Annotated in this window: 24 protein-coding genes and 1 pseudogene; 13 read left to right on the top strand and 12 right to left on the bottom strand. The window is 61.1% G+C overall.

Annotated features, from left to right (window positions below; genetic code table 11):
* Positions 1-162: 162 nt before the first annotated feature.
* On the bottom strand, positions 163-1,089 hold the full coding sequence (locus AC1D2N_RS33920; RefSeq protein WP_182565565.1) for an ArsR/SmtB family transcription factor: 927 nt from the start codon (positions 1,087-1,089) through the stop codon (positions 163-165).
* A 134-nt stretch (positions 1,090-1,223) separates the two neighbouring features.
* A complete protein-coding gene (locus AC1D2N_RS33915; protein WP_130748241.1) occupies positions 1,224-2,513 on the bottom strand; it encodes a cytochrome-c peroxidase in 1,290 nt (429 codons plus the stop codon).
* A gap of 199 nt (positions 2,514-2,712) precedes the next feature.
* Here AC1D2N_RS33915 and AC1D2N_RS33910 point away from each other — a divergent pair, with 199 nt between their 5' ends.
* Positions 2,713-4,257, top strand: a complete 1,545-nt coding sequence (locus tag AC1D2N_RS33910) for an acid phosphatase (RefSeq protein ID WP_130653659.1) — start codon at positions 2,713-2,715, stop codon at positions 4,255-4,257.
* 55 nt (positions 4,258-4,312) lie between these two features.
* On the opposite strand, the gene AC1D2N_RS33905 is transcribed toward AC1D2N_RS33910, so the two are convergent.
* On the bottom strand, positions 4,313-5,071 hold the full coding sequence (locus AC1D2N_RS33905) for an IclR family transcriptional regulator (RefSeq protein WP_130653658.1): 759 nt from the start codon (positions 5,069-5,071) through the stop codon (positions 4,313-4,315).
* Positions 5,072-5,227: 156 nt separating this feature from the next.
* Here AC1D2N_RS33905 and AC1D2N_RS33900 point away from each other — a divergent pair, with 156 nt between their 5' ends.
* The 9 genes from AC1D2N_RS33900 to ligD all read left to right on the top strand — a co-directional run bounded on the left by AC1D2N_RS33900 (position 5,228) and on the right by ligD (position 14,885).
* A complete protein-coding gene (locus tag AC1D2N_RS33900; protein ID WP_130653657.1) occupies positions 5,228-5,935 on the top strand; it encodes a 3-oxoacid CoA-transferase subunit A in 708 nt (235 codons plus the stop codon).
* Entirely contained in the window at positions 5,932-6,621 is a 690-nt protein-coding gene (locus AC1D2N_RS33895) for a CoA transferase subunit B (RefSeq protein ID WP_130653656.1), read from the top strand. Before AC1D2N_RS33900 ends, AC1D2N_RS33895 begins: the two co-directional genes overlap by 4 nt.
* 9 nt (positions 6,622-6,630) lie before the next feature.
* The gene (gene pcaF, locus AC1D2N_RS33890; protein ID WP_113543797.1) at positions 6,631-7,836 is read left to right on the top strand and encodes a 3-oxoadipyl-CoA thiolase; all 1,206 of its coding nucleotides are present in this window, start codon (positions 6,631-6,633) and stop codon (positions 7,834-7,836) included.
* 84 nt (positions 7,837-7,920) lie between these two features.
* The gene (locus AC1D2N_RS33885) at positions 7,921-8,403 is read left to right on the top strand and encodes a GNAT family N-acetyltransferase (protein WP_113543798.1); all 483 of its coding nucleotides are present in this window, start codon (positions 7,921-7,923) and stop codon (positions 8,401-8,403) included.
* Positions 8,404-8,535: 132 nt separating this feature from the next.
* The gene (locus AC1D2N_RS33880) at positions 8,536-9,750 is read left to right on the top strand and encodes an MFS transporter (protein ID WP_130653655.1); all 1,215 of its coding nucleotides are present in this window, start codon (positions 8,536-8,538) and stop codon (positions 9,748-9,750) included.
* A gap of 197 nt (positions 9,751-9,947) precedes the next feature.
* Positions 9,948-10,742, top strand: coding sequence for an SDR family NAD(P)-dependent oxidoreductase (locus tag AC1D2N_RS33875; RefSeq protein WP_027687878.1), 795 nt, complete (start codon positions 9,948-9,950; stop codon positions 10,740-10,742).
* Positions 10,743-10,837: 95 nt separating this feature from the next.
* Positions 10,838-12,994, top strand: a complete 2,157-nt coding sequence (glgX, locus tag AC1D2N_RS33870; protein WP_130653654.1) for a glycogen debranching protein GlgX — start codon at positions 10,838-10,840, stop codon at positions 12,992-12,994.
* 8 nt (positions 12,995-13,002) lie between these two features.
* A complete protein-coding gene (locus tag AC1D2N_RS33865; protein WP_018246433.1) occupies positions 13,003-14,010 on the top strand; it encodes a DNA topoisomerase IB in 1,008 nt (335 codons plus the stop codon).
* A complete protein-coding gene (ligD, locus tag AC1D2N_RS33860; protein WP_018246434.1) occupies positions 14,007-14,885 on the top strand; it encodes a non-homologous end-joining DNA ligase in 879 nt (292 codons plus the stop codon). Before AC1D2N_RS33865 ends, ligD begins: the two co-directional genes overlap by 4 nt.
* Positions 14,886-15,007: 122 nt before the next feature.
* Here ligD and AC1D2N_RS33855 read toward each other — a convergent pair whose 3' ends face one another.
* The 3 genes and pseudogenes from AC1D2N_RS33855 to AC1D2N_RS33845 all read right to left on the bottom strand — a co-directional run bounded on the left by AC1D2N_RS33855 (position 15,008) and on the right by AC1D2N_RS33845 (position 16,405).
* Positions 15,008-15,733, bottom strand: coding sequence for a glutathione S-transferase (locus AC1D2N_RS33855; protein WP_130653653.1), 726 nt, complete (start codon positions 15,731-15,733; stop codon positions 15,008-15,010).
* A 6-nt stretch (positions 15,734-15,739) separates the two neighbouring features.
* Positions 15,740-16,030 (bottom strand): DUF3175 domain-containing protein, encoded by a 291-nt coding sequence (locus AC1D2N_RS33850; RefSeq protein ID WP_130653652.1) that lies wholly within the window; start codon positions 16,028-16,030, stop codon positions 15,740-15,742.
* 59 nt (positions 16,031-16,089) lie between these two features.
* Positions 16,090-16,405: pseudogene (locus AC1D2N_RS33845) on the bottom strand (plasmid stabilization protein).
* Between the two features lie 163 nt (positions 16,406-16,568).
* On the opposite strand from AC1D2N_RS33845, the gene AC1D2N_RS33840 reads away from it, so the two are divergent.
* On the top strand, positions 16,569-16,937 hold the full coding sequence (locus AC1D2N_RS33840; RefSeq protein ID WP_018246438.1) for a hypothetical protein: 369 nt from the start codon (positions 16,569-16,571) through the stop codon (positions 16,935-16,937).
* A 97-nt stretch (positions 16,938-17,034) separates the two neighbouring features.
* Here AC1D2N_RS33840 and AC1D2N_RS33835 read toward each other — a convergent pair whose 3' ends face one another.
* The 4 genes from AC1D2N_RS33835 to AC1D2N_RS33820 all read right to left on the bottom strand — a co-directional run bounded on the left by AC1D2N_RS33835 (position 17,035) and on the right by AC1D2N_RS33820 (position 21,497).
* A complete protein-coding gene (locus AC1D2N_RS33835; RefSeq protein ID WP_018246439.1) occupies positions 17,035-19,752 on the bottom strand; it encodes a hybrid sensor histidine kinase/response regulator in 2,718 nt (905 codons plus the stop codon).
* A 215-nt stretch (positions 19,753-19,967) separates the two neighbouring features.
* Entirely contained in the window at positions 19,968-20,141 is a 174-nt protein-coding gene (locus tag AC1D2N_RS33830) for a hypothetical protein (RefSeq protein WP_003548963.1), read from the bottom strand.
* A 316-nt stretch (positions 20,142-20,457) separates the two neighbouring features.
* Complete coding sequence (locus AC1D2N_RS33825) at positions 20,458-20,712, bottom strand: DUF2934 domain-containing protein (RefSeq protein ID WP_026188763.1); 255 nt, start codon at positions 20,710-20,712, stop codon at positions 20,458-20,460.
* 143 nt (positions 20,713-20,855) lie between these two features.
* On the bottom strand, positions 20,856-21,497 hold the full coding sequence (locus tag AC1D2N_RS33820; RefSeq protein ID WP_020493448.1) for a UdgX family uracil-DNA binding protein: 642 nt from the start codon (positions 21,495-21,497) through the stop codon (positions 20,856-20,858).
* Positions 21,498-21,709: 212 nt separating this feature from the next.
* Here AC1D2N_RS33820 and AC1D2N_RS33815 point away from each other — a divergent pair, with 212 nt between their 5' ends.
* Both AC1D2N_RS33815 and AC1D2N_RS33810 read left to right on the top strand, forming a co-directional pair.
* Positions 21,710-23,173 (top strand): phospholipase D-like domain-containing protein, encoded by a 1,464-nt coding sequence (locus AC1D2N_RS33815; RefSeq protein ID WP_026188764.1) that lies wholly within the window; start codon positions 21,710-21,712, stop codon positions 23,171-23,173.
* Between the two features lie 93 nt (positions 23,174-23,266).
* Complete coding sequence (locus AC1D2N_RS33810) at positions 23,267-24,082, top strand: endonuclease/exonuclease/phosphatase family protein (protein ID WP_026188765.1); 816 nt, start codon at positions 23,267-23,269, stop codon at positions 24,080-24,082.
* A gap of 250 nt (positions 24,083-24,332) precedes the next feature.
* Here AC1D2N_RS33810 and AC1D2N_RS33805 read toward each other — a convergent pair whose 3' ends face one another.
* Positions 24,333-25,256, bottom strand: coding sequence for a nucleotidyltransferase and HEPN domain-containing protein (locus AC1D2N_RS33805; protein WP_026188766.1), 924 nt, complete (start codon positions 25,254-25,256; stop codon positions 24,333-24,335).
* A 151-nt stretch (positions 25,257-25,407) separates the two neighbouring features.
* On the bottom strand, positions 25,408-25,824 hold the full coding sequence (locus AC1D2N_RS33800; protein WP_018246443.1) for a WGR domain-containing protein: 417 nt from the start codon (positions 25,822-25,824) through the stop codon (positions 25,408-25,410).
* Positions 25,825-26,320 lie beyond the last annotated feature (496 nt).

The raw sequence follows: 26,320 nt of genomic DNA, 5'->3' as shown, positions 1-26,320 counted from the left end.
TTGATATCAGGAATGTTGTTCTGTCAACCAAGTTGCGACTTTAATCATACTAATAGGGATTTCAGAAAAAACTGTCTATTTACAGTTATTTGGCTGACTTTATCGGTCGTCGCAACTGGAAAGAATCGTGATATTTAAATCAAGATTTCCGATTTTGATTTTTCAGACGTGTAGCCGCATGATGATATCGCGGCCGTGATTTCCGAAGCCGCGACCGAAAATATTGACGCCGCCAGTATGGCCGGCATTTTCTGCGATGCCGACCCGGAGCCGGATGGAGGAATGCTGGGCAAGCGCGAGATCGCTGAGCGTGACATTCGAGGCGGCCATACCGTCGATGAAGGTGCCGCGCGTGGAGATCCGCCAGGTCTTCATCATCCCATATTGCGAGCCCTCGAGCTTCCACCATGCCGGCGTGAAGGCGCCGCGCTTGTCGCCGTAATCGCCAGGGGACGTCCAGGTTCCGATCGCCATTCCATTGACCCAGAGCGTTATATCCGAAGGCCAGTCCGGATTGGTGCCCGGCACCTCGGACGACAGCTCCAGCGAGAACTCTATGGCGCGGATATCCTTGTTCAACACCTTGGCGTTGTTGGGGAATTTATATTCCACATATCCCCGGCCGAACCAGACGAGCCCAGCCTGCATGCGCTGCGGATCGAGGAAATAGTCGGGGACATCGAGGGGGCCGATGACGCTCTCGGTGGAGCAAAGACCGCACGGCGCATGGACGTCGCAACTGGTGTAGAGCCCCACCGGCATCTCGACTTCGATGATATTGTTGGCCCTTTGGGCTGCACTTTCCTCGAAGCTGATCAGAATTTCGCTGTAGATCGCCGAGCAGATCTTCTGGTTTCCCTTCCGGGCCTTCGTCAGCTGGGAATCGACCAGCCGGGCGTCTTCCAAAATCTGGATCCCGGTGGCGACAGTCGATTGAGGAAGAGAAAGGGCACGCGCGATATCGTTGATATTCATTGGTCCCTTGGCGCAGAGCAGCTTGAGCATCTCCAGCCGCGCCGGCGCCGAAAGCGCGCGTATCGCATCATTATTCTCGCCGGCGGCAATCGTCAAAAACGAGCGTTCCATCATTCCCCCACTATTTCCGATGAAATGATGTATATCTGAAATTATGATACATCAAGTGGGAATGCGTCGACGGGTTTGATTGTTATTGTTGAGAAAGACGTCATTGGTCCTGGGCATTTCTTAAAATTCCAGGCGTCCTAATGCCCGGTCGCCTCGGGCTGCAGATCGGCATCGGTCAGGGTTCTGAGGAAGGCGACGATGTCGTCGATTTCGGGATCGGTGAGGGCAGGCGCGTCGCCCGGCTTCCTGCCGAAGGGCGGATCCTGGTTGAGGTTATCCCAATAGGCCTGCGGCAGGTCGTCATATTTCCGGATCGTGCCGTCGGCATTCCTTGGATACCAACGGCCGGGATTGCTGTCGCGGGTCGCATAGAAGGAGACGACGTCGCGCAGCGAGTGGAAATAGCCGTTGTGGAAGAAGCTCTTTTTCAGCGCAACGTTGCGCAGCGTCGGGGTGCGGAACAGGCCGCAATAGTCGCTGCGCCCGGCAAAGTCGGTGCGCTGAGGGCCGCAAAGGCCGAGATCGTGATAGTTGGGATCGTTGTTGGCCGGGACCGCCATGTTGCGGGGCGCGGCGAGCCCGAGGAAGCCGAAATCGGAAAATTGCGGCGGCTCGCCGTCATTGGCGGGCTCGCTTAAGTGACAGCTCGAACAGTTGCCCTTGGCTGGGTCCTCGAACAACTGCCGTCCGCGCAGCTCCTGCGTCGTCAGCGTCGCCTTGCCGGCGAGAAAGGCGTCGTAGCGGCTGGAATAGGGATAAAAATCCGGGCCGCTCTGCTCGAAGGTGGCGAGCGCCTCGGCGGCGGCATCAAAGGCATCCTGAGGATTGTCGAACATCGTTTCGCCGAAGGCCGCCTTGATGTCGTCGGCATAGGCGGCCTTGCGCAGCTTCGCCACTACCTGGGCCGCATCCCTGTTGCCCATTTCGAAAGGCGAGAGCAGCGGGATCTTCGCCTGATCGGCACCGTGATCGACCCGGCCGTCCCAGGTCAGGCCGCCCGTCGGGCCGTTGTCGACGCTTTCGTCTCCCTCGTCCTCGGAATCGTAATAATGCTCGGTGAAAGCAGGTACCGATTGCAGGTAACGCAGCGTCGGAACAGCGCGCAACCCCGGCTGGTCCCGATGTTCGCCGCCCATTTCGACCGGCATGGCCGATGCCGGGCCGAAGGCGTGATTGGGATCATGGCAGGACGCGCAGGCCTGCAAGCCAGAGGCCGACAGCGAGGGATCTGAGAATATCTCACGGCCAAGTGCGGTCAGCGTTTCGGCTCGGGCGAAGGCCTCAGCGCGCGACGTCGGTCCGGGATGAACGCCGACAGCAGGCGCCGCGCTGCTTTGCCGCAGGGGAAGAATGGCAAGACCAAGCGCCACGGCACCCATGCCGACGGCCAGGCCGGAGCGCACAAGCCAGATGATCTTCGTCGTCATGATAAGGATTCCAATAAGTTAGTACTGGTTTCCGCCATGATCGAACCTCGCTGCAACAAATTGATGACGGCCAGTCTCCTGCGGCATCACGGCAACCCCTGATGTCACAAAGTTGATAGACGGCCGGAATAGCGTCCGAACGCCCCCGAGCGTTCTCCGCTCCCTCTAGCCAACGCCCCCCTAGCCATGAGGTACCCCCGTGAAAAGACTGAAACTCCTCCATTCGATCTGTCTCGCCGGATCGGCCATCGTGCCGTTTGCGGTGGCGACGGCAACCCATGCGGCGCCGGCCGGTTACGACAAGATCGACAATGTCGTCGTCATCTATGCCGAAAACCGTAGTTTCGATAATCTCTATGGCAGTTTTCCCGGCGCCGACGGGCTCTCGAACGCGACCGCCGATCGCGCACGCCAGCTCGACCGCGACGGCCAGCGGCTGTCCGAACTGCCGCCGGCCTGGGGCGGCCTCACCGCCAAGGGTGTCTCGCCTGCCGTCACTGAGGCGCAGTCGGCCCATCTCGCCAACGCCTCCTTCGCGATCGACGATCCGCAGGGCTTCGCAGAGGCGCCTTCGGTCATCACCCGCGACCTCTGGCATCGCTTCTACCAGGAGCAGATGCAGATCGACGGCGGCAAGAACGACAAGTTCGTCGCCTGGGCCGATTCCGGCAGCCTGGTCATGGGCCATTACGACGGCTCCATCCTGCCGATGTGGCAGGTCGCCAAGAAATACGTCATTGCCGACAATTTCTTCCAGGGCGCCTTCGGCGGTTCGTTCCTCAACCATTTCGCGCTGGTCTGCGCCTGCACGCCCTATTATCCCAACGCCGACAAGAGCCCGGCCAAGCCCACCATCGCCAAGGTGGATGCGGATGGCACGTCGCTGACGGTCGCGGAAAACGCCCCGAAGTCGGCGCTGGACGGCGCACCGAAATTCGTTTCCGACGGCACGCTGACGCCTGACTTCTACGCCGTCAACACCATGCAGCCGCCCTACCAGCCGAGCGCCAATCCGCCGGCCAAGGATGGTGACGCGGCCTATGCCGATCCGGCGGCGGCAACGACGCTGCCGCCGCAGCATGAAATCACCATCGGCGACCTGCTGTCGCTGAAGGGTGTCAGCTGGGCCTGGTATAGCGGCGCCTGGCAGGCAGCCCTGGACGGCAAGAATGCCACCCCGGTGCCGAACTTCCAGTTCCATCACCAGCCATTCAACTATTTCGCCAATTTCGCGCCCGGCACCCAGGCGCGTGCGGATCATCTGAGGGATGGTGGCCTAGGCGGTGAAGCCTTCCTTAGGGATATCGACGACGGCAAGCTGCCGGCGGTTTCCTTCTACAAGCCGCAGGGCAACCTCAACGAACATGGCGGTTATGCCGATGTTTCGAGCGGTGACCAGCATCTTGCCGATGTCGTCTCCCACCTGGAGAAGAGCCCGCAATGGGGCCATATGCTCGTCATCGTCACCTATGACGAGAATGGCGGCTTCTGGGATCACGTCGCGCCGCCGAAGGCCGATCGCTGGGGCCCGGGCAACCGCATTCCGGCCTTCATCATCTCGCCCTTCGCCAAGGGCGGCATGGTCGATCATACGCAGTACGACACGACGTCGATCATCCGCTTCATCACCGCGCGCTACGATCTGCCGGTGCTGCCCGGCATCGTCGCCCGCGACAAGGCGCTGCGCAACAACGACCGGCCGCCGATGGGTGACCTGACTGCCGCGCTCGACCTGACGCATTGACCGATCACGAGCGGCCCCGGCGCTGGCCGGGGTCGCTCTCCCTTCAGGCTTACCGTCATCGCCGCAGCAGCGGCCGCAAGGTCGCCTGCGTTTCCTTCAGCAGCGGCAGATAGCGCTCCTTCATCTCCGCCGCCGGGACGAGAGCAGCCGGCGCGCCGATATTGATCGCTGCGACCGTTTCGCCACGGTCGTTGTCGATGGGCACGGCAATGGAGCAGAGGCCGATCTCCAGCTCCTGATCGATGATGGCGTAACCCTCAGTGCGGACACGGCGGAATTCGGCGATCAGTTCGTCCGGATCGGTCCTGGTATTCGCCGTGTTTTGCTTCAGCTCGCTGCGGGCCAGGATGGCGCGGGCCTCGCTCTCGCCAAGGGCCGCGAGCAGAACGCGCCCCATCGAGGCGCAGTAGGCGGGCAGGCGGCTGCCGGGGGTGAGATTGATCGACATGACGCGGCGCTGCGAGGCGCGGGCGATATAGACGATGTCGGTGCCGTCAAGCACCGAGGCCGAGGCGCTCTGGCCGGCCTTTTCCGAGAGAAGATCGAGATGTGGCTGCAGCAGGGCCGGCAGCGGCGTCGCTGAGAGATAGGCATGACCAAGGCGCAGGATCTTTGGCGTCAGCGTGAAGAACTTGCCGTCATAATCGGCATAACCGAGCTCGGCGAGCGTCAGCAATGAGCGGCGCACGGTGGCGCGGTCAAGCTCCGTCAGCTTGGCGGCCTCGGCAATGGAAAGCCGTTGCCGCGTTTCACCGAACGCTTCGATGACCTTCAGGCCGCGGGCGAAGCCGCTGACGAAATCCGTTTCGCGCATGGGTCCAGTCTCCAATGGATTCATTCATGTTGTGCGATATATGAACAAATGTCAAATATCGCACAAATTTCTTGCCGTCCGGCCCGCCGCGCTTTATCCCTGACGCTCAAAGGACGGGAACCAGTTCCCGATCGCATAGCCAAGGAGAGATCCCGCATGGACAAGACAGTCGGGAGCACGGCGGAAGCCGTCTCTGAGATCGGAGATGGCGCGACCGTCATGATCGGTGGTTTTGGGGGCTCGGGCGCGCCGATCGAGCTTATTCATGCCTTGATCGACAAGGGCTCCAAGGGCCTCACCGTGATCAACAACAATGCCGGCAACGGGCGCATCGGTATCGCGGCGATGATCGATGCCGGCATGGTGCGGAAGATGATCTGCTCTTTCCCGCGTTCGTCGGATCCGCGCGCCTTTACGGATAGATATGTGGCCGGCGAAATCGAGCTCGAGCTGGTGCCGCAGGGAACGCTTGCCGAGCGCATCCGCGCCGGCGGGGCCGGCATCCCGGCTTTCTATACGCCGACCGCCTACGGCACCGAACTGGCCGACGGTAAGGTCATCGCCGAATTCGATGGCCGCCATTACGTGCAGGAGCGCTGGCTGAAGGCCGACTTCGCGATCGTGAAGGCCGAGATCGGCGATATCCAGGGCAATCTCACCTACAACAAGGCCGGCCGCAACTTCAATCCGCTGATGTGCATGGCCGCGGCGAAGACCATCGTCCAGGTCTCATCTATCGTTCCGGCCGGCGGCATCGATCCCGAGCATGTGGTGACACCAGGCATCTTCGTCGACCGCGTCGTCACTGTTCCCAATCCCCAGCAGGAAGAAGAGCTCATTCGAGCCGGAGTGGCCTACGTATGACCATCGACACTCGTGAGGACATCAAACTTTCCAATGCGCAGATCGCCTGGCGCGCCGCGCAGGATATCGCCGATGGCGCCTATGTGAACCTCGGCATCGGCTTTCCCGAAATGGTCGCCCGCTATCAGCCGCCCGGCCGTCAGGCGATTTTTCACACGGAAAACGGCATCCTGAATTTCGGCGAGCCGCCGGCCGCAGGTGAGGAAGACTGGGACCTGATCAACGCCGGCAAGAAGGCGGTGACGCTGAAGCCGGGTGCCGCCTTCTTCCATCACGCCGATAGCTTCGCCATGGTGCGCGGCGGCCATCTCGACGTTGCGATCCTCGGCGCCTATCAGGTCGCCCAGAATGGCGATCTCGCCAACTGGCGGGTGGGCAGCAAAGGCGTGCCGGCCGTTGGCGGCGCCATGGACCTCGTGCATGGTGCCAAGCAGGTCTGCGTCATCACCGAACACGTCACCAAGACAGGCGAGCCGAAGCTGGTGGAGAAATGCACCTTCCCGCTGACCGGCGTTGGCTGCATCACCCGCATCTATACCAGCCATGCCGTCATCGACATCGTGAAGGAACGCTTCGTTCTGCGCGAGAAGCTGGCCGCTATGTCGCAAGAGGAATTGCAGGCCATGACCGGTGCGCCACTGTATGTCGAGGGCCCGGTTGGCGACCTCGTCGTCCCGCAACTCTGAGGAAAAGCCATGACCGAAGCCTTTATCTGCGACTATGTCAGAACGCCGATCGGCCGCTTCGCCGGCTCGCTGTCCCAGGTGCGGGCCGACGACCTCGGTGCGATCCCGCTGAAGGCATTGATGGAACGCAACAGCGCCGTCGATTGGGAGGCCGTCGACGACGTCATCTTCGGCTGCGCCAACCAGGCGGGTGAAGACAACCGCAATGTCGCGCGCATGTCGGCGCTGCTCGCCGGCCTGCCGATCGCGGTACCCGGCACGACGATCAATCGGCTCTGCGGCTCCGGCATGGATGCGGTGATCACGGCGGCGCGCGCCATCCGCTCCGGCGAGGCCGAACTGATGATCGCTGGCGGCGTCGAGAGCATGTCACGCGCGCCCTTCGTCATGCCGAAGGCCGAGACGGCCTTTTCACGGGCCGCCGAAATCCACGACACCACGATCGGCTGGCGCTTCGTCAACCCGCTGATGAAGAAGCAGTACGGTGTCGATTCGATGCCGGAGACCGGTGAGAACGTCGCCGCGGACTATCATGTCAGCCGCGAGGATCAGGATGCGTTTGCGGTGCGAAGCCAGGCGAAGGCGGCTGCCGCCCAGGCAAACGGCCGGCTGGCGAAGGAGATCACCCCGGTGACCATCCCGCAGCGCAAGGGCGATCCTGTTGTCGTCGACAAGGACGAGCATCCGCGCGTGACGACGATCGAAACGCTGGCGAAACTCGCCACGCCTTTCAAGAAGGAAGGCGGCACGGTGACGGCTGGCAATGCCTCCGGCGTCAATGACGGGGCAGCGGCGCTGATCGTCGCTTCCGAAGCGGCGGCGCGAAAATATGGCCTGACACCGATCGCCCGTATCCTCGGTGGCGCGGCTGCCGCCGTTCCGCCAAGGGTGATGGGTATCGGGCCGATCCCGGCCTCGCGCAAGCTGATGGCACGGCTCGGCATGACCGCGGAGCAGTTCGATGTGATCGAACTCAACGAGGCCTTCGCCAGCCAGGGGCTGGCGGTGCTGCGCGCACTCGGGATTGCCGATGACGACGCGCGGGTGAACCGCAATGGCGGCGCGATCGCGCTCGGCCATCCACTTGGCATGTCAGGCGCACGCATCACAGGCACGGCGGCACTCGAACTTCTGGAGACCGGCGGAAAATACTCGCTGTCGACCATGTGCATCGGCGTCGGGCAGGGGATCGCGATCGCCCTCGAAAGGGTTTGAGTTCGGCTGAAAACGCTGTGCTTCCGGCGTTCGCTAGGCGCTCGACCCGTTGCGCGTGATATCAGCCTTCGATAGAAACCAGTCATGTTGATCCGGCCCGCAGACAAGGACGATCAAAGCGCCATCTGGAGGATCATCGGTCCGACGATCCGCGCCGGCGAAACCTATGCGCTCGATCGCGATCTGACTGAGACCGATGCGCTCGCCTACTGGATGGGACCGGACCGCGAGACCTTCGTCGCCGAAGAGGATGGCGTGATCCTCGGCACCTATTACATCAAGGCCAATCAGGCAGGCGGCGGCCGGCATGTCTGCAACTGCGGCTACATGACCGACGCTGCCGCCAGCGGCCGTGGCGTCGCTCGCCTGATGCACGAGCATTCCCTGGAGCATGCCCGCTTGCGGGGCTTTCGGGCGATGCAGTTCAATTTCGTCGTCAGCAGCAATGAGCGTGCGGTGGCGCTGTGGCAGTCTCTCGGCTTCGAGATCGTCGGCCGGCTCCCTGGCGTGTTCCTTCATCCGACGCAGGGCTATGTCGACGCATTGGTGATGTTTCGTACCCTCTAAGTGCGACGAAAAAAGATGTGAGTGCGCTGTCGAATTTGCAGCGGTTCAAACGTCTTTGGATTGCAGGCGCGAAATGTGGCAGGCTTGCCGCATGCGTCGCGATCACTCTGTCGGCATGGAGGTTATGAAGCCATGAGTGTTTCCTATCGTTGGGTCATCGTCGCTGTGGGCGCTCTGATGACATGCGTTGCGCTCGGCGCGATGTTCTCGCTGGCGATTTTCCAGGAGCCGATTGCAACGGCGACCGGCTGGTCGCATGTCGGCATCGCGAGCGCGATGACGCTGAACTTCATCGTCATGGGCTTCGGCGGATTCTTCTGGGGTGCGGCAAGCGATCGCTTCGGCCCCCGCGTCGTCGTGCTGATCGGGTCGGTGCTGCTCGGCCTGGCGCTGGTCCTTGCGAGCCGCGCCGAGACGCTGCTGCAGTTCCAGCTGACCTACGGCATCCTCGTCGGATTGGCCGCCAGCACGTTTTTTGCGCCGATGATCGCGGCGACGACCGCCTGGTTCGACGAAAACCGCGGGTTTGCGGTGTCGCTCGTCTCCGCCGGCATGGGCGTCGCGCCGATGACGATCTCACCCTTCGCGCGCTGGCTGATCTCGGCCTATGAATGGCGGCCGGCCATGCTGATCATCGGCGTCGCGGCCTGGGTGCTGCTGGTGCCGGCCGCGCTTCTTGTCAGGCGCCCGCCTGCCGAGACCGCCGATACCGGAACCGAGTTCGCAGCCGACGGCGCCCGGCCGCAGCTGTCGAAAGTATTTCGATCGCCGCAATTCATCGTGCTTGGCCTGACCTTCTCAGCCTGCTGCGCAGCGCATTCCGGGCCAATCTTCCACATGGTCAACTATGCGACGATCTGCGGCGTAGCACCTATGGCGGCCGTCAGCATCTACAGCGTCGAGGGCCTGGCGGGACTGGGCGGCCGGCTGCTCTATGGCAGCCTTGCCGACAGGATCGGGGTGAAGCCGGTGCTGGTCGCCGGCCTGCTGGTGCAGGCGGCAGCACTTGCCACCTATCTCTTGGTCAGCCAACTCGGCGAATTCTATGCGCTCGCCATCGTATTCGGCAGCGCCTATGGCGGTGTGATGCCGCTCTATGCCGTGCTGGCGCGGGAATATTTCGGGCCGCGCATCATCGGCACCGTCTTCGGTGCGGCAACGATGCTCTCCAGCCTCGGCATGGCCTTCGGCCCTCTGATCGGCGGCTGGATATTCGACACTTTCGGCAATTATTCCTGGCTGTTCATTGGCTCCGCAATGGTCGGGTTGGGGGCTGCGGCAATAGCGCTGGCATTCCCGCCTCTTGCCGGCCAAAAACCACAGCCGGCCTTCGGCGTGGCTCCGTAAGGAGACCCCTTTTGGTGCTCGCACGCAATCTCAGGCGGCCGTCGGTGACGATGGCCGCTTGTATGAAGACCGCGTAGCGCTTCTATGACGATGCAATCTCGCTCTTTCGTGCATTGCCCTTCGTCGATTTCCCCTAGATACTTCTCCTATTCGTTTCATCACCTATGTCCTTGGTTTTTCGGGAGGCTATCGTCGCCATGGTCGAACTTGCGCAATCGCTCGCATCCATCAAGCTGCCGGACCTGTCCGGCAAGGCCGTGCTGATCACCGGCGCCTCGACCGGGATCGGTGCGGCACTCGCCCGCGCCTTTGCCGCGCAAGGCGCCAAGGTTGGTGTGCATTACAATGCCAGCCGCGAACCGGCGGAGAAGCTTGCAGACGAGATCCGGGCTGCCGGCGGCACGGTGCATCTGATCCAGGGCGACGTGTCGAGGGAAGGCGAGACCGAGCGTGTCGTCGAGGAGACGGCGAAGACCTTCGGTCATCTCGACGGCCTCATCAACAATGCCGGCGGCATGCTGGGGCGCAAGCCGACTTCGGAATATACCGACGCGCATTATGCCGCGGTCATGGACCTCAACGCCCGCTCGGTGCTGGCGGCCACGCGTGCGGCGCATCCCTGGCTGAAGAAGCAGGGCGGCTTCATCATCAACACCACCTCGATCGCCGCGCGCAATGGCGGCGGCAATGGTGCGATCCTTTATGCGGCGTCCAAGGGCTTCGTCTCGACGATCACCCGCGGTCATGCCAAGGAATTTGTCACCGACAGGATCCGCGTCAACGCGGTGGCGCCGGGCGTTATCGCGACACCCTTCCACGAGCGTTATACCAATGACGAGCAGATGGAGCTGCAGCGCAAATCGATCCCGATGGGCTTCGTCGGCACATCGGAGGATTGCGTCGGGGCCTATCTCTTCCTCGCCTCGCCGACGCTGTCGGGTTACATCACCGGCCAGATTATCGAGGTCAATGGCGGACAGTTGATGCCTTAATCTCCGCCTCCTCAAGAGATCTTCCCTTGCGAGCCAAGGGAACTTTCGAGCCGCCGTTACGTTTCCCGCATGGTCTTTTTATCGAGCGGGGCATTATGAGCTATTCATTTTCGGAACTCGACTTCCTCAAGCCGGAGCTCGGGGCGGAATATACGGGTTCGGGCACCCATTTCGCGGTATTCTCAGCGCATGCAGAACAGATGGAGCTCTGCCTCTTCTCGCCTGATGGCAAGAAGGAGGTGGCGCGATTGCCGCTGCCGAAGCGCGAAGGCGATATCTGGTCCGGCTATATCGCCGGCGTCGGACCAGGCACCGTCTACGGCTATCGCGCCCATGGTCCCTATGATCCCAACGCCGGCCATCGCTTCAATGCGAACAAGCTGCTGCTCGACCCCTATGCCAAACAGGTCACCGGCGAGCTGACATGGGATGACGCGCTGTTCGGTTATCAGATCGGCGAAGACGATCTTTCCTTTGACGAGCGCGACAGCGCACCCTTCACGGTCAAGGGCGTGGTGCAGGATCCGGATTTCGATTGGGCGGGTGAAGAGGCGATCCGCCGTCCCTGGCCGGATACGATCATCTATGAGGCGCATGTGCGCGGCCTGACGATGACGCATCCGAAGGTGCCGGACCGGCTGCGCGGCACCTTTCTCGGCATGTGCAGCGATCCGATCATCGACCATCTCGTCAAGCTCGGCATCTCGGCGATCGAGCTTCTGCCCATCCAATATTTCCTCGACGATCGCTATCTCCTGGAAAACAACCTACGCAATTATTGGGGCTACCAGACACTCGGCTTCTTCGCGCCGCAATCGCGCTACATGTCCGGCGACAAGATCACCGAGATCAAGACCATGGTGAAGAAGTTCCATGCCGCCGGCATCGAAGTCATCATGGACGTGGTCTACAATCACACCGCCGAAGGCAGCGAGAAAGGCCCGACGCTCTCCTTCCGTGGGCTCGACAATGCCAGCTACTACATCCTCTCCCCTGATGATCCACGCCACACCTTCGATACGACGGGCACCGGCAATACGCTGAATGCCGCCAATCCTATGGTGATGCGTATGGTGCTCGACAGCCTGCGCTATTGGGTCGGCGTCATGCATATCGACGGCTTTCGTTTCGACCTTGCCAGCACGCTCGGCCGCCAGGATATGGAATTCGACCGGCAGGGCCTGTTCTTCGGCGCCATCCGCCAGGATCCGATCCTCGCCGGTGTCAAGCTGATCGCCGAGCCCTGGGACGTGGGCGATGGCGGCTATCAGGTTGGCGGTTTTCCCCATCCCTTCCGCGAGTGGAACGACAAGTTTCGCGACGACGTGCGCCGCTTTTGGAAGGGCGACGGCGGCATGGTGTCGGAGATCTCGCAGCGCATCACCGGCTCGGCGGTACAGTTCAACCACTCGGATCGCGGCGCGACCTCATCGATCAATCTGCTGTCGGCCCATGACGGCTTCACCCTGATGGACACGGTTTCCTTCAACGACAAGCACAATGACGCGAACGGCGAGGATAACAGGGACGGACATTCGGACAATCATTCGGACAATATGGGTGCCGAAGGTGTGACGGATAACGAGGACATCAACAGCCTTCGGGCACGGCGGCGGCGCAACATGATGGCGACGCTGATGCTCTCCCAGGGCGTTCCGATGATCCTTGCCGGTGACGAGGTGGGCAACAGCCAGGGCGGCAATAACAACGCCTATTGCCAGGATAACGAGATCGGCTGGACGGATTGGTCGGGGCTCGACGACCCCTTCCTCGATTTCTGCCGGCAGGCCGTCGCATTCCGCAAAGCCCATCCCGTCCTGCGGCAAGAGCGGTTCCTGACCGGCGAGACTGCCGAGGACGGCCGCATCGAGATCGCCTGGTACAAGCCGGATGGCAGTTTCATGGACGATGGGGCCTGGAACGACGACGGATTGCAGGTGCTCGGGGTCTATGTCTCGAGGAGCGTGAATGCCCCAGACACCGAGACGATGGACGACCTCTTCCTCATCTTCAATGCCGGCGGCGATTGCGAGGTGCACCTGCCTGTCGTGAATGGGCTGAAGCAGTGGTCGAGGGTTCTCGACACGGGGACGGAGACGGATGCCTTCGAGGTGCACGAGCCGGAGAACCCGGTCATCGTCTATGCCCAGAGCGTGGCGGTCTTTGCACCGAAGGGACAGACCGAGCCGCCGAAGGGCGCGACAAAAGCCGAGCGCCGCCGCTGGTTCCAGTTCGGCCGCAGGAGCAAGTAGAAGAGACCATGAATGCCGAAGCCATCACCGACCTTGGTCTCGTCTATGTCAGCGATACTGAACCAGGCATCCGCAGACGAAGGAAGGGCAAGGGCTTCAGCTACGTGATGCCCGACGGCACGACGCTTGCCGACGAATTGCAGCGGGCGCGCATCGGCGCGCTCGGTCTGCCGCCGGCCTATGAAAATGTCTGGATCTGCCTCTACGAGAACGGCCATCTGCAGGCGACAGGCTTCGATGCGCGCGGACGCAAGCAATACCGCTACCACAAGGAATGGCAATCCTTCCGAAGTGCGGGAAAATTCCATCAGCTGATCGAGTTCGGCCGAGCCCTGCCTCGGATACGCCGCACCGTGTTGCGCCATCTCGACACCGGCGCGGAGGATGTTAACGGCGTGCTTGCGGCTTTGACGACCCTGCTTGACGAGGCGCATTTGCGCGTCGGCAACCAGGCCTATGTCAGGGAGAACGGCACCTATGGTGCAACGACGCTGCTGAAGCGCCACCTGAAGATCGTCGACGGGCAGATAGAGCTGAAATTCCGCGCCAAGGGTGGCAAGCGTGTCCAGCGCAGTCTCAAACATCCCAGGCTGCAGAAGATCCTGGAGGAGATAGCGGACCTGCCCGGCCGCCAGCTCTTCGTCTGGAAGGATGAAAGCGGCGCGCTGAAGCCAATCGATTCCGGCCGGTTGAACGCCTATCTGGCCGAGATATCGGGGATTCCCATTTCGGCGAAGACCTTCCGCACCTGGGCCGGATCGCTGGCGGCCTTCGGAGCGGCGCGCGAGACGATTGTCGGCGGCGGCCGGCCGACGGTAAAGCAGATGTCGGAAGCCGCCGCCGAGGCGCTGCACAACACACCTGCGATCTCGCGCTCGAGCTATATCCATCCCGCGATCATCGCGCTCGCCAGCAACGATCATCCGCTGATCGAGAATGGCAACGAGCCGCTGCGGGGCTTGCGGGCCGAGGAAAACAGGCTACTTGATTTCCTCACAAGCGAGATCGAAGAATGAGCCCCAGAAATCCGCCGGCAGCAGATGTATCGCTGACCCATCCCGACCGGCTCTATTGGCCGGATGAGGGCGTGACCAAGCAGGCGCTGGCGGATTATTACGCGGCGGTCTGGCCATTCATGGTGCCTTATGTCGTCAATCGGCCGTTGGCATTGCTGCGTCTGCCGGACGGGATAAAAAGCCAACAGCGGTTCTTCCAAAAACATGCCTGGAAGGGCATGAATCCGCATATCGAGGAGATCGCCGACCCGCAGGATGCGGACGGCGAAAAGCTGCTGCGCATCGCCGATTTCAACGGTCTCGTGGCGCTGGTGCAATCGGCCGTGCTCGAAATTCATCCCTGGGGTGTAACGACCGACAATTGGGAAAAACCCGATATGATCACCATGGACCTCGATCCTGGCGAGGACGTAGCCTGGAGCGCTGTCATAACAGCAGCGATTGAATTGAAGGCGCGGCTGGAAGCCCGTGGCCTGGCGGCCTTCGTCAAGACATCAGGCGGCAAGGGGCTGCATGTGGTGACACCGCTTTCGCCGAAGGCCGGCTGGGCGGAGGTGAAGGATTTCGCCCATTCGCTGGCCGAAAGCATGTCGGCCGATGCGCCGGAGAAATATCTGGCAACCGCGACGAAGGCAAAACGCGGCGGGCATATCTACATCGACTATCTCCGCAACGGCCGCGGCAACACGGCGGTCGCGGCCTATTCGACGCGGGCACGACCGGGTGCGCCGGTTTCGATGCCGCTCGATTGGCCCGATTTGGACGAGGTCAGCGGTCCGGCCGCTTTTACACTCGGCAACGTGCCGCATCGGCTGGAGACCCGGCCGAAGGACCCGTGGGGAAATTTCTTTGATGCGGCCGTGCCACTGGAATGAACGGCTCTATCCTTTTGCTTTACGCAATTCCCGGCAAAACCGCTTCGCGCTTTGCCTGGGAAAACCGCTTCGCGCTTTGCCTGGGAAAACCGCTTCGCACTTTTCCTGGAATTGCTCTTGCCTCATCCCACACTGTCCAGCTCAGGATAATGCCTGAAAATCCCTTCCTCGTTGAAGGCGAGGCGGCGGGGGGAGGCGAGATAGCGGGCAATGTTCGGACGTTTCGCCACCGCATCATGCAGAGCCAGCAGCGCGGGATATTCCGCCTTGCGGTTTGCCATGGCTTTCGGAAAGGCATAGGTCAGCCCCTCGATCACCTGGAAGAGCGAGAGGTCGACATAGGTCAGCGCATCGCCGACTATATGATTGCGACCCTTCGGGTTCTGCCGCAGCACACGCTCGAAATAGCCGAGGAATTTCGGAATGCGTTCGCGGATGAAGGCGGCTGAGCGGGCTTTTGCCTCCGGCTTCTGGTCCTCGTAATAGAGCGACGTGTCGATCGGATGGTGCGTATCGTGCACTTCGGCGACGAAATCGGTGACGGTCAACTGCAGGCCGTTCACGACATGGCGAAGACCATATTCCTCAGGCGCAAGGCGGAGCTTCGGACCGAGGTAAAACAGGATGTTGGCGACATGCGGGATGATGAGGTCGCCGTCCTTCAGGAAGGGTGGTGCAAAAGGAAAATGCGGTTCGCTTTCACTCTCCATGACGTCGATCATGGCGCTGGTACCACGCCCGGGCTGGCGGGTGATATCGATATAGTCGGCGCCGGCTTCTTCCAGCGCCAACCGTACGAATTCGCCGCGACCTTGAATGCCGTCCCAATAATAAAGCTCGTATGCCATGGCTGCTCAATCCTTCGGTTGACGACCGAAGTCTTTTCGCAATTCGTCCTTGGCTTTTTCAAGAGTGCCGCGTCGCTTTTTCGTCAGTTGGTCGCCAGCGCGGTTGATGTAGAAGGTCAGCATCGACATGGCGGCGCGATAAGGGCTCGACTTGCGGCGAGCGCTCTCTTCGGCGGAGTGCTTGACGGAACGGGCAATCTTCTTCGGATCGTCCGATTTGAACACGCCTTCCTTCAGGTCCATCGCATCGCTGTGTTCGGTAATGTCCTGCGACCATTTCTTCTGCGATTTGGCCATGTCGAAAATCCTTTTGCCGGGTGCGGTGGGCGGCAAGTCACCGCCTGTCCTATTTCCAATCAGTGGTGGGTATGGTGTTCGTTGCGCTTGCGCGTCGCGGCGGCCTTCTTCGCAGAGGTGGACCGATCCTCTTTCGAGCGTGCGGCGGACGCCGCGCCGCCGATGCGGCCGCCCTTTTCGGAGGATTCATGCGTGTCCTTCTTGCCGCGGCCGGAACCGGATTTATTGCCGCCGCCGCTTTCCTTGTTGACGGTCGCCCAGGCACGCCGTTCGGCCGTCCTTGACGGAGACGCCGCGCTCTTCATAGCTTTCCTCGATGTGCTCGGCTTTGCGCTTCTGCTTGTCGGTATAGTCGGATTTGTCACCTTTCGGCATCTCAGCCTCCTCTGGTTTTCAAAGGGATTGAACCGGTACGGCGCCCAAAAGTTCCGGCCGCGGGCATGGCTGGCAAGCCCTGGATTCGGGAACAAAAGCCGATTTTATCAGGTTTCGAAGGGGAGAAGCCTGCATGCGCTGCACATGAGAAGGAGCCGAGAACATGGAAAAACACATCGTCAAAGCCGATGGAAACGGCGCGATCGACGTGAACGGCCAGGTGTCGCCGGTCACCTATACCGTCAGCCTCAAGCAAGGGAAGGGGCACTCCTACGAGGTTGGCATCCGCCTGATGGCGCCGCGCGACTGGCTGCTGCAGAGGGGTTTCGAGCGGGATGCCGTGCTGGTCAGCCAGAGCGGTGCGCGCATTCCCGTCTATCACGATGATGGCAATCATCACGATGATGACAGTCATCACGATGATGGCCGGCTCGATCCTGCCGACACGATCTCGATCGAACTGGCGGCGCGCGACGACAGCTGCACCAGCGAGGTGGATCTGATGCGCAAATATCCCGAGTTCGACGGCTAGCGCATTTCCGTTTTTCTCCGAATCACGGAAATGCTCTATCTCTTGTTTCCACGCAATTCCGGACGCAAAACCGCTGCGCACTCTTGCTGGAATTGCTCTAGCCAACAGGCCGTTGCTGGACGGCGGTCTTTACCGCCCGTTCGAGCGCGGTGCTGCTGAACGGTTTTGACAGCAGCACCGAGCCGGACAGGCGGCTTGCATCCGGCAGGCTGCTGTGGCCGGTCGCAAACACCAGGCCGACCGATGGAAAGGCCTCGCGCGCCTTGGCGGCAAAGACCGGACCCGACATGCCGGGCAGGCTGACATCGGCGACGATGATGTCGACGATGGTGTGTCCGAGGATTTCCACGCCCCGTTCGCCGCTATCAGCCTCGATGACGTCATAACCGAGATCCTGGAGAATCTCGGCAGTATCCATGCGGATGAAGGCGTCGTCTTCCACAAGCAGCAGCTTCAACTTTTCACCGGTGATATCGGGAGGTTTGGGAACGGGCGCTGCGGCATCGCTCACCCCCTGGCGGCGTTGCGTCCGGCTGGCAAGCACGTGGCGGATCTTGCGGGCGAGTTCCTCGCGCGTATAGGGCTTGGAGAGCAGTTCCAGACCAGGATCGAGCCTGCCGCCATGGACGATCGAATTTTCGGTATAGCCCGATGTGTAGAGCACGGCGATATCAGGCAGGCGCTCGCGCGCCATGCGCGCAAGCTCCGGGCTTCTCAATGGGCCGGGCATGACGACATCGGTAAAGAGCAGGTCGATATGGGCGCCGCTTTCGATAACGGTGAGCGCGCTTTGCGCATCCTTTGCCTTCAGCACGTGATAGCCGAGATCCGTCAGCATCTCGATGACAGTCGTGCGCACACCCTCGTCATCCTCGGCGACGAGGATGGTTTCCGTGCCCCCGGTTGCCGGCACACTGTCGACATTGGTGATGCGATCCTCGCTCTGGAACGAGCGGGGCAGATAGAGCTTGACGGTCGTGCCTTCGCCGATCTCGCTGTAGATCTTCACGTGGCCGCCGGACTGCTTGACGAAGCCATAGACCATCGACAGGCCAAGACCGGTACCCTTGCCTTCCGGCTTGGTCGAGAAGAAGGGCTCGAATGCCTGTTCTATTACCTCCTGCATCATGCCGGAACCGGTATCGGTGACCGCCAGCACGACATATTGGCCGGCGGTGACTTCGGGATGGGTGCGGCTGTAGGAATCGTCGAGGAAGGCGTTGCCGACCTCGATCGTCAGCTTGCCGGCGCCATCCATCGCGTCGCGGGAGTTGATCGCAAGGTTGAGCAGGGCGTTCTCGATCTGGGTGGGATCGGCAAAGCTGTTCCAGAGACCGCCGGAAACCATGGTCTCAACTTCGATCTCCTCGCCGAGCGCGCGGCGCAGCATGTCGTCCATGCCGGTGACGAGACGGCCGATATTGACGACCTTCGGTTCCAACGGTTGGCGACGGCCGAAGGCGAGCAGTTGGCTTGCCAGCCGCGATCCGCGTTCGACGGCGGCAAGCGCGTTGGAAATGCGTTCCTTGGCCCGGCCGCTCTCTGCCACGTCCTTGCCGAGAAGCTGCAGGTTGCCTGAGATCACTTGCAGCAGATTGTTGAAATCATGGGCGACGCCGCCGGTAAGCTTGCCGATCGATTCCATCTTCTGCGATTGCTGGAGTGCTGCTTCGGCCTGCTGACGCTCGGCAATCTCGGCCGCGACGCGGACCTCGAGCATTTCATTGAGTTTCCGCAGCTGATCTTCCATGCCGCGGCGCTGGTCGATTTCGACTTTGGCAGCACGGAAGAGCCGGATATTGTCGATCGCGACGGCTGATTGGCCGGCGAGGCTGACGAGGCTCGACTCGGCCGCTTGGGAAAAATGGCCGGGCTGGCCGTGGCCGAAGAACAAGCCGCCGATGACGCTGCCGTCGCGTGATTTCACCGGCACGGCAAGATAGCTCCTGACCGGCAGATGCCCCTTGGGCATGCCTGTATGTGGCGCATTCTGCCCGTAGCGCGGGTCGAGCAGGATGTCGTCGGAGCGCACGATGCCTTCGCCGTCGAAGGTCGGCGCGAAGACCTTGGTGTTGCGCGGCATCGGGAATTTCTCGAAGTTCTTCCGATCGACACCGGATAGCGCATAGAGCATATAGCTGCCGCCCTCGCCATCGTCGACATTGTAGAAGAAGGCGCCGAATTCCGCGCCGGTCAGCGTCACGCCGGCATCGACGACAATCTGGGTAAGGCGTTCGACACTGGGCTCGGCGGTGATGGCGGCTCCCGCCCGGTTGACGACCGCAAGCGCCTCCGATTTCACGCGCAGCTCTTCCAGCGCCGTCTCTTCGCCGCGCTTGGCCGATACCTGGTCGGTGACATCAAGGGCCGCACAGAGGATGCCGGCAACTGTGCCGTCATCGTCGCGCAGCGGCGTGTATGAGAAGGTGAACCAGGTGTCCTCGGTGCGGCCGTCGCGGCGCATCGGGATGAGCAGCTCTTTGAACAGCTGCGAACTGCCGTCGAGCGTGCTGGCGACGATCGGCGAGAACTGTTCCCAAATATCCGCCCAGACCTCGCGGAAAGGCCTTCCGAGTGCGTCGGGATGGCGCTGCGGGAAAACAGGCACGTAGGCGTCATTGTAGAGAAAGGCGAGATCCGGACCCCAGGCTACGAATTTGGGCTGGCGGGAATTCAACACCATTTCGGCGATATGTTTGAGGGAAGCGGGCCAGCTTTCGACCGGACCGAGACCGACGGCGTGGAAAGCCGGATGCCGTAACAATTCGCCGATTTCGCCGCCGCCTCTCGGCCAGCCGTTCCCGACGCTTCCCATTCAAAATCGCTTCCTTGTCGTCCGCTGCGCCGGAGTGTTGGCCACCTCGGGTTCAGCCCTTCCAAACCGTCAACATAGAGGCTTCCGATAGCAGGGAAAGGGCGCGGTCGAAATATCCTTAACCCAGAGCTTTGTGCGTCCTTTCGCACGCGCAAAGCTCGATGCGCCAGGGCGTTCAACACTTTTAGCCGTCTACGGACGGCGCCTGCGGGCTGTTATTTTCGATAGAGTTTCTGCGATGCGGCGAAGGCACGGCCGATATAGACGGAGACCAACTGCACCGGCGCGCGCGGATCGCGGAAAACCAGTCCGACGAGGTTATCGACGACAAGGATGAACCCGAGCGCGAGACCGAGGTAGAGCAGCGCGGCGATGACGAGGAGCGACATCTCCATCCCTCACACGATCGCAGTCGAAGCGCGGTTGCTGGCTAAAAAGAGGATTTCGGTTTGACCGTCGTTCATGGCAACTTCCCCGTCCCGCCATAAACTGTCATCGTAACTTCTTGTTCCCGGTTATCGGGCGAAGGTTCAACTTTTTTTGGAAGCCTCAAAGCTTGCAGCGTCATCCGGCCTCTGTTCACCCCCGCATGGAAGCCCACCTCTGAAATTGCATAAAGCACAACTAATTCAGGCATATGACAAACGGGGACCAAAGGGCGTCGCAACGACGCCCTTTTTTCTCGACTGCTCGGTATTTCGGTGTTCAGGACGCCGTCTTGCGGCTCGCAGTCCGTTTCGGTGCCGGTGTCACGACGCCGTTCGTCTTGCTGCCCGTCACGCTGCGCTTCGTCTTGGGCTTGACTTCCTTGCCGTCGGAAGACGCAGCAGAACCTTCGAGCCTGTCGCGCTCGTGTCGTGCCTGTTCCCAATGGATGGAATCTCGCCCTGTCGGATAGCCCTCTTCTTCCCAGAGGGCGTATGCACGTTTTTTGATCCACTCTTCCCGAGTTTCTGCCATCGCTGATCTCCAGTCACATGATGCCGTCGTTCGAACGCGATACTGCTTGGATGGTTCCAGAGGAGGGGAACTCTTTCAAGCGAAATCGCGCTGCACCCGCGAATATTTCGCGTTGCAGCATATTAGGGTTGAGAATCGACCTTTCATTGGGGCCGAAACTCCCCCGCCTTGTGCAGATCTGACACGAAATCCCGGCGCTGCCGGCGCCGCTCCGCCTCGTCGCGGATGCGCAAGAGATAGGAGGGGTGGATGGTGACCAGAACGGGTGGACGGTTTGTCGGATGCAGGATATGGCCGCGCTGCGGCGTCAGCTTCGCCTTTGGCCCGAGCACCGCATAAAGTGCGCTTGCGCCGAGCGTCACGATAAGTTTCGGCTGCAGGATGTTGAGTTCGGCGCCGAGCCACCAGGCGCAACGCCTGATCTCGCCGGCATTCGGTTTTGAATGCAGCCGCCGTTTGCCGCGCGGCGTGAACTTGAAGTGCTTGACGGCATTGGTGACATAGCAGCGCTGCCGGTCGAGACCGGCCTCTTCCAGGCAGCGATCGAGCAGTTGGCCGGCGGGACCGACGAAGGGCCTGCCGGTCAGATCCTCCTGATCGCCCGGCTGCTCTCCGATGAGGACGATCTCGGCTTTCACAGAACCTTCGCCGAAGACGATTTGCGTGGCATTCCTATAGAGATCACAACGGGTGCAGCCTTCCGCCTGATGCCGGAGTTCGGCAATGCTTGCGGCATCCGCGACTTCGAGCGCCAAGGCAGGGCCGACACTTGCGGCGATGTTCATGATGGCGATCCTCATCTCCTCGGGATCAATCCATCTGTGCCGGCATTGTTCCCGTTCGGGAATGGGCCGCGCGCTTTCGAAATCGCAGGCCCCTTCCTGAACTTTTCGCGATCGATCCCGGGCCGGCAAAATGATCACGGTAAGAAATTTCGCGTCATGGGAGAGCGGCGGCGTGATTGAACGTCGCCATTTCGCGGCTATATTCGCCTGCGATGTTCTATCTCCTATCAACCTACTGGCCGCATATCCTCTTTGTCGTTTCGATCGCCATGGGGGCCGCGGCGGCGATCCATGCCGCCATGACCAAGGAGGAGGTGCGCGCGGCGATCGGCTGGGTCGGCGTCATCATTCTGTCTCCGATCATCGGTGCGCTGCTCTATGCAATTGCCGGCATCAACCGCATTCGCCGCAAATCGCTGAGCGTCCGGCGCGACGCGCTGCTGCTTGCTGCCGAATTCGACGAATTGGAGACATTCGATGCCGAGGCCGAGACGGTGATCAGCCAGTTCGGCCGCCGCTTTGCGGCGCTGCAGACGCTGGGCGACCGGGTGACGCGCAATCCGCTGACGACAGGCAATACGATCGATGTGCTGGAGACCGGCGACGAGGCCTATGCGGCGATGAAATCAAACATCGACGAGGCGACACGCAGCATTCTGCTCGAAACCTATATTTTCGACCGTGACGCTGTCGGTCTTCGCATCGCCGATGCGCTGATTGCGGCGGCCAGGCGGGGTGTGGAAGTCCGGGTGCTGATCGACGCGGTCGGTGCGCGTTATTCGGTGCCGAGCATTCTCGGCCATCTCAGGGAAGGCGGCGTCACCGTCGCCGTCTTCAACGGCAACGTCATCATGGGCTTGCGGCTGCCCTATGCCAATCTGCGCACCCACCGCAAGATCCTGATCGTCGACGGGAAAATTGCACTGACGGGCGGGATGAACATCAGGGCGGGCTTCAGCGAGGAGGCAACAGGCGAGAGCTTTGCCCACGACACGCATTTCAGCGTCACCGGCCCTGTCGTTGCCGACCTTTTCGACCTCGCCGCCGAAGACTGGCGCTTCTCCACACAGGAGTTGTTGAACGACGAGCCCTGGCACATCGAACCGCCAGAGCGCAGCCCCGGCGATCCCATCCTGATGCGTGTCGTCGCCTCCGGCCCGGACCGCAGCGTCGAGACCAACCACAAGATGCTGATGGGCGCCTTTTCCGTGGCGCGCCAATCGATCCGCATCATGTCGCCTTATTTCCTGCCGGACCGCGAACTCATCAGCGCGCTGGTGACAGCGGCGCGGCGCGGCGTCGAAGTCGATATCATCGTGCCTGCGGTCAACAACCTCGTGCTGGTCGACCGGGCGATGACGGGGCAATTCGATCAAATCCTCAAGAACTACTGCCGCATCTGGCGGTCCACCGGCAGTTTCAGCCATTCGAAGCTGCTGACGATCGACGGCACCTGGGCCTATGTCGGCTCTTCCAACCTCGACCCGCGTTCGCTGAGGCTGAATTTCGAGGTCGATCTCGAAGTGCTGAACGAGGGCTTCGCCGGCGAGATCGACGAGCATATCGAGGAAACCTTGAGATCGGCAACGCCGGTGACGCTTGAGGGGCTGCAGGCGCGACCCTTCGCGGTGCGGCTGCTAGAGAAGGTGCTATGGCTAGGGTCGCCCTATCTCTGAAGGATTTTTTGTGATCGGACGTGGCAAGTTCGACTTGGCTGCCTATACTGCTGAGACAAGCCTTTTCGATCAACGGAACAAGTGCGCCTGCCGATGCACGCCAGAAAAGACAGCCTTCCCGCCACCATTCTCGCCTCGATCAGGAGCAGGAAAAAGCGGCTCGACGCAGCCTATACCGAGGCAAGGCCGCGCAGTGCGGGAACGCTCATCGCCTCCTACAACGTGCATAAGTGCATCGGCACCGACCGCCGCTTCGATCCGGAGCGCACCAGCCGGGTGATCCATGAAATCGGCGCCGACGTGATCGCGCTGCAGGAGGCTGATACGCGCTTCGGCGAACGCACCGGCATTCTCGATCTCGGCCGGTTGGAGCGGGAGACGGGGCTGATCCCGGTGCCGGTCGCCGGCATGGCGAAGGCGCACGGCTGGCACGGCAATGTCGTGCTCTTCAAGAAGGGGCTGGTGCATGACGTGCATCAGGTCAAGCTGCCGGGACTGGAGCCGCGCGGCGCGCTGGTAGCCGAGATCGAGCTCGAGCAGGGCGGAGTGCTGCGCATCATCGCCGCGCATTTCGGATTGCTGCGCCATAGCAGAGCCCAGCAGGCTCGCACCCTGGTCGAACTCATCAACGACAGGCACGAGATGCCGACCATCCTGCTCGGCGACCTCAACGAATGGCGGCTCGGCGACCGGTCTTCGCTCAATACCTTCCAATCCGCCTTCGGACCGCTGCCGCCCGCTGTCCCGAGTTTCCCCGCCGGCCTGCCGCTTCTGGCGCTCGACCGGATCATCGCCAACCGCAAGGGGATTATCTCGCAGGTGGAAGCGCATGATACGCCGCTTGCGCGCATCGCCTCCGATCACCTGCCGATCAAGGCACTGGTCGATCTGGAACCGGTGGGCGGTTAAAGCCGGTCGGAGACTTGTGCTACTCCAATAACCTTGCGCCGGTCTGTGATAAGCTTAGCCCCGTTGCCTGTCCGGCTTCGGCTGGTCTTCCGACCGTTTCAAAGATCCAAACACCAGCCATGTTGGATGAATTCAGCCAGGCTTATTAGAATCCTCGCTTGGTCACGGTGCGCGCCACTATTCAGCCCTGATAGGGCTCCGAAGGGGAAAAGCCGGCTCCAAGGCGAGCGTGGGAAATCGTAGTGCCGACTCACGTTTCGACATCGTTGCCACTGATCCGCTCAAGTGTCTCCAGATGCTCGGCGCACGCCGTGTTGACCAGCTCAAGCAGCAAAGCGGTTTTCTCTGCAAGCCAGCCAAGAGCCTCCTCACTGATCTCGTAATGTTTGGAGTAGCGCGCCTTCACATAGGCCTCGTTCAGTGTGTTGAACCAGGCGCGCTCACGATGCTGATCGCGAGGAAAAGCTTCGGCCAATCGCCGATCCTGTTCTTCGGCAAGGGAGCGTAGGAATTTGATGTTGTGAGAAGGCGGGCCGTAGTTTGTTAGGGTTAGCAGGACGCAGGAATAGGCTTGTTCCAACGCCTGATGGAGCTGGAATGCTGCAACCCGGAGTTCCTTTTCGCTAACGCAAGATATCGCTATCTTTAGGAAAGACCGCGAAAGTGATAGCCGATCCTGATAATGTTCTTTCGCAATACGGAGTCGATCCGCCATTGAAAGTGGCTTGGGTTCCGCAAGCTGCTCATCGTCCAGTTCGTAGAGAACGATACCTTCCTTGCGGATGTCGGAGAAGAAATACTGCCCTTCCTTGAGATAGGTGTTCACCTCCCGCCTGGAGTGGACGATGAAGCTCACCGGCGTTTCGATCGACTTGTCGTGGATTAGCCGGTCAGCCGCCTTGTGCCAGTACTCGGCAAACTCGCAGAGCTTGCGATTGTTGACGATGATCAAGAGATCGAAATCCGAGCGATAACCCTTCATGGTGAAGGGTTCATCGACCCATCCACCCTTGGCGTAGGAGCCGAAGAGGATGATCTTCAAGATCCTGCCGCGCTTCTTGAAGTCGGCCGTACCCTCTTTCAACGCGTCCTCGAATTCCTCGTGCAGGATTTCCAGAACCCGGCCGAGTTCTCGCTGCTTGCGAAGCGGCATATGATCGAGCGACGACTTCATGAGCAATCGATAGGCGAAAGATCCTGCACCGTCCAGCCGCAGATTTCACATTGTACGACCCTAGGTTCGCGTCGGAATACGTCCACTTTGGTCCACCCTGCGAACGCGCCCTTAACGTTCGCCAAGGCACCGCGGCTGCCCTGGCTTACTCTCAGGAAATTCCAGGGCCCACTGGGCGTATATCGTCCGGCCGGGGCTCCATTCCGCCGGCGTCGCCGGCTCTACGAAATCTGCTGAAGCAGTCTTCGCGCCTTTCGCGGTGAAGATTTTCTTGGGCGAAGCATGTTGCACCGTCATATCGATAGCCGCGACGCAGCTTGCGGCCGAGCACGCGCTCAAAGGCAGTATCAGCCGCTTCGGGCGTATCGTACAGTTCCACCATCGGCCGGCCTTCGGTACCGATCTGGCCCCAATTGCGCACGAGAGAGCTGCCTCCGAGCAACGTCGGCTGGATCGCCAGACGATAGAAACGCGCCATATTTCGGGACGGATCGATCCGATAGAGCAGCATAATGTCAGCCGTTGTATCCATGATCGGATCATGCGCGCTCACCAATTGGCCGTCCAACGAGTTTCCTGAATCGGTCGTGGCGGATCGATTCATGTTCTTGATGCACGCTACCGCCTGACGGTTTCTTCAACACCCGGTGAAGAGCTCTTGCCGAAGTTGGCGATGAGAGAACCGATCTTACTGATCGCAGCCGGCTGTCGCGCGCGAGATGGCTTGCTGCCCGACGCAGATACGCGGAAGGAAGACCCATCCAGCTCGTGTAGACATCCGGGGCAGGGCTCCCGCACGAGGCGGCAATCGGATAGCCATGGATTGCTGTCTCCGTTTACGGTCGCTGTTCAGGACTATTCCCGTTCACCATGCCGCCTTTCTAAGGGACCGGCCGCCATCAGCGTCAACCCGCTAGGGGTTCCCCTGCGCTGGCGCTCCGGTGACGCCTACGGCTCGGCCCCTTCTTCGGGCGCCATCGGGAATGGTCCCGAGCAACCGAAGGAGACAGTACCATGGCCACCACGATCGCAACCCTCACCGCAAAGAGCGACGGCACCCTCGA

The sequence above is a fragment of the Rhizobium sp. P1_B8 genome, assembly GCF_056406515.1.
This window is presented reverse-complemented; position numbering and strand designations above follow the sequence as displayed.

Excerpts from the sequence above, each read along its gene's own strand:
- AC1D2N_RS33850 (WP_130653652.1), bottom strand. The coding sequence starts at position 16,030 with ATGGCCAAATCGCAGAAGAAATGGTCGCAGGACATTACCGAACACAGC.
- pcaF (WP_113543797.1), top strand. The coding sequence starts at position 6,631 with ATGACCGAAGCCTTTATCTGCGACTATGTCAGAACGCCGATCGGCCGC.
- AC1D2N_RS33805 (WP_026188766.1), bottom strand. The coding sequence starts at position 25,256 with ATGAAGTCGTCGCTCGATCATATGCCGCTTCGCAAGCAGCGAGAACTC.
- AC1D2N_RS33865 (WP_018246433.1), top strand. The coding sequence starts at position 13,003 with ATGAATGCCGAAGCCATCACCGACCTTGGTCTCGTCTATGTCAGCGAT.
- AC1D2N_RS33885 (WP_113543798.1), top strand. The coding sequence starts at position 7,921 with ATGTTGATCCGGCCCGCAGACAAGGACGATCAAAGCGCCATCTGGAGG.
- AC1D2N_RS33825 (WP_026188763.1), bottom strand. The coding sequence starts at position 20,712 with ATGGCAGAAACTCGGGAAGAGTGGATCAAAAAACGTGCATACGCCCTC.
- AC1D2N_RS33875 (WP_027687878.1), top strand. The coding sequence starts at position 9,948 with ATGGTCGAACTTGCGCAATCGCTCGCATCCATCAAGCTGCCGGACCTG.
- glgX (WP_130653654.1), top strand. The coding sequence starts at position 10,838 with ATGAGCTATTCATTTTCGGAACTCGACTTCCTCAAGCCGGAGCTCGGG.
- AC1D2N_RS33900 (WP_130653657.1), top strand. The coding sequence starts at position 5,228 with ATGGACAAGACAGTCGGGAGCACGGCGGAAGCCGTCTCTGAGATCGGA.
- AC1D2N_RS33915 (WP_130748241.1), bottom strand. The coding sequence starts at position 2,513 with ATGACGACGAAGATCATCTGGCTTGTGCGCTCCGGCCTGGCCGTCGGC.
- AC1D2N_RS33835 (WP_018246439.1), bottom strand. The coding sequence starts at position 19,752 with ATGGGAAGCGTCGGGAACGGCTGGCCGAGAGGCGGCGGCGAAATCGGC.
- ligD (WP_018246434.1), top strand. The coding sequence starts at position 14,007 with ATGAGCCCCAGAAATCCGCCGGCAGCAGATGTATCGCTGACCCATCCC.
- AC1D2N_RS33905 (WP_130653658.1), bottom strand. The coding sequence starts at position 5,071 with ATGCGCGAAACGGATTTCGTCAGCGGCTTCGCCCGCGGCCTGAAGGTC.
- AC1D2N_RS33820 (WP_020493448.1), bottom strand. The coding sequence starts at position 21,497 with ATGAACATCGCCGCAAGTGTCGGCCCTGCCTTGGCGCTCGAAGTCGCG.
- AC1D2N_RS33920 (WP_182565565.1), bottom strand. The coding sequence starts at position 1,089 with ATGATGGAACGCTCGTTTTTGACGATTGCCGCCGGCGAGAATAATGAT.
- AC1D2N_RS33830 (WP_003548963.1), bottom strand. The coding sequence starts at position 20,141 with ATGTCGCTCCTCGTCATCGCCGCGCTGCTCTACCTCGGTCTCGCGCTC.
- AC1D2N_RS33840 (WP_018246438.1), top strand. The coding sequence starts at position 16,569 with ATGGAAAAACACATCGTCAAAGCCGATGGAAACGGCGCGATCGACGTG.
- AC1D2N_RS33895 (WP_130653656.1), top strand. The coding sequence starts at position 5,932 with ATGACCATCGACACTCGTGAGGACATCAAACTTTCCAATGCGCAGATC.
- AC1D2N_RS33855 (WP_130653653.1), bottom strand. The coding sequence starts at position 15,733 with ATGGCATACGAGCTTTATTATTGGGACGGCATTCAAGGTCGCGGCGAA.
- AC1D2N_RS33810 (WP_026188765.1), top strand. The coding sequence starts at position 23,267 with ATGCACGCCAGAAAAGACAGCCTTCCCGCCACCATTCTCGCCTCGATC.
- AC1D2N_RS33815 (WP_026188764.1), top strand. The coding sequence starts at position 21,710 with ATGTTCTATCTCCTATCAACCTACTGGCCGCATATCCTCTTTGTCGTT.
- AC1D2N_RS33880 (WP_130653655.1), top strand. The coding sequence starts at position 8,536 with ATGAGTGTTTCCTATCGTTGGGTCATCGTCGCTGTGGGCGCTCTGATG.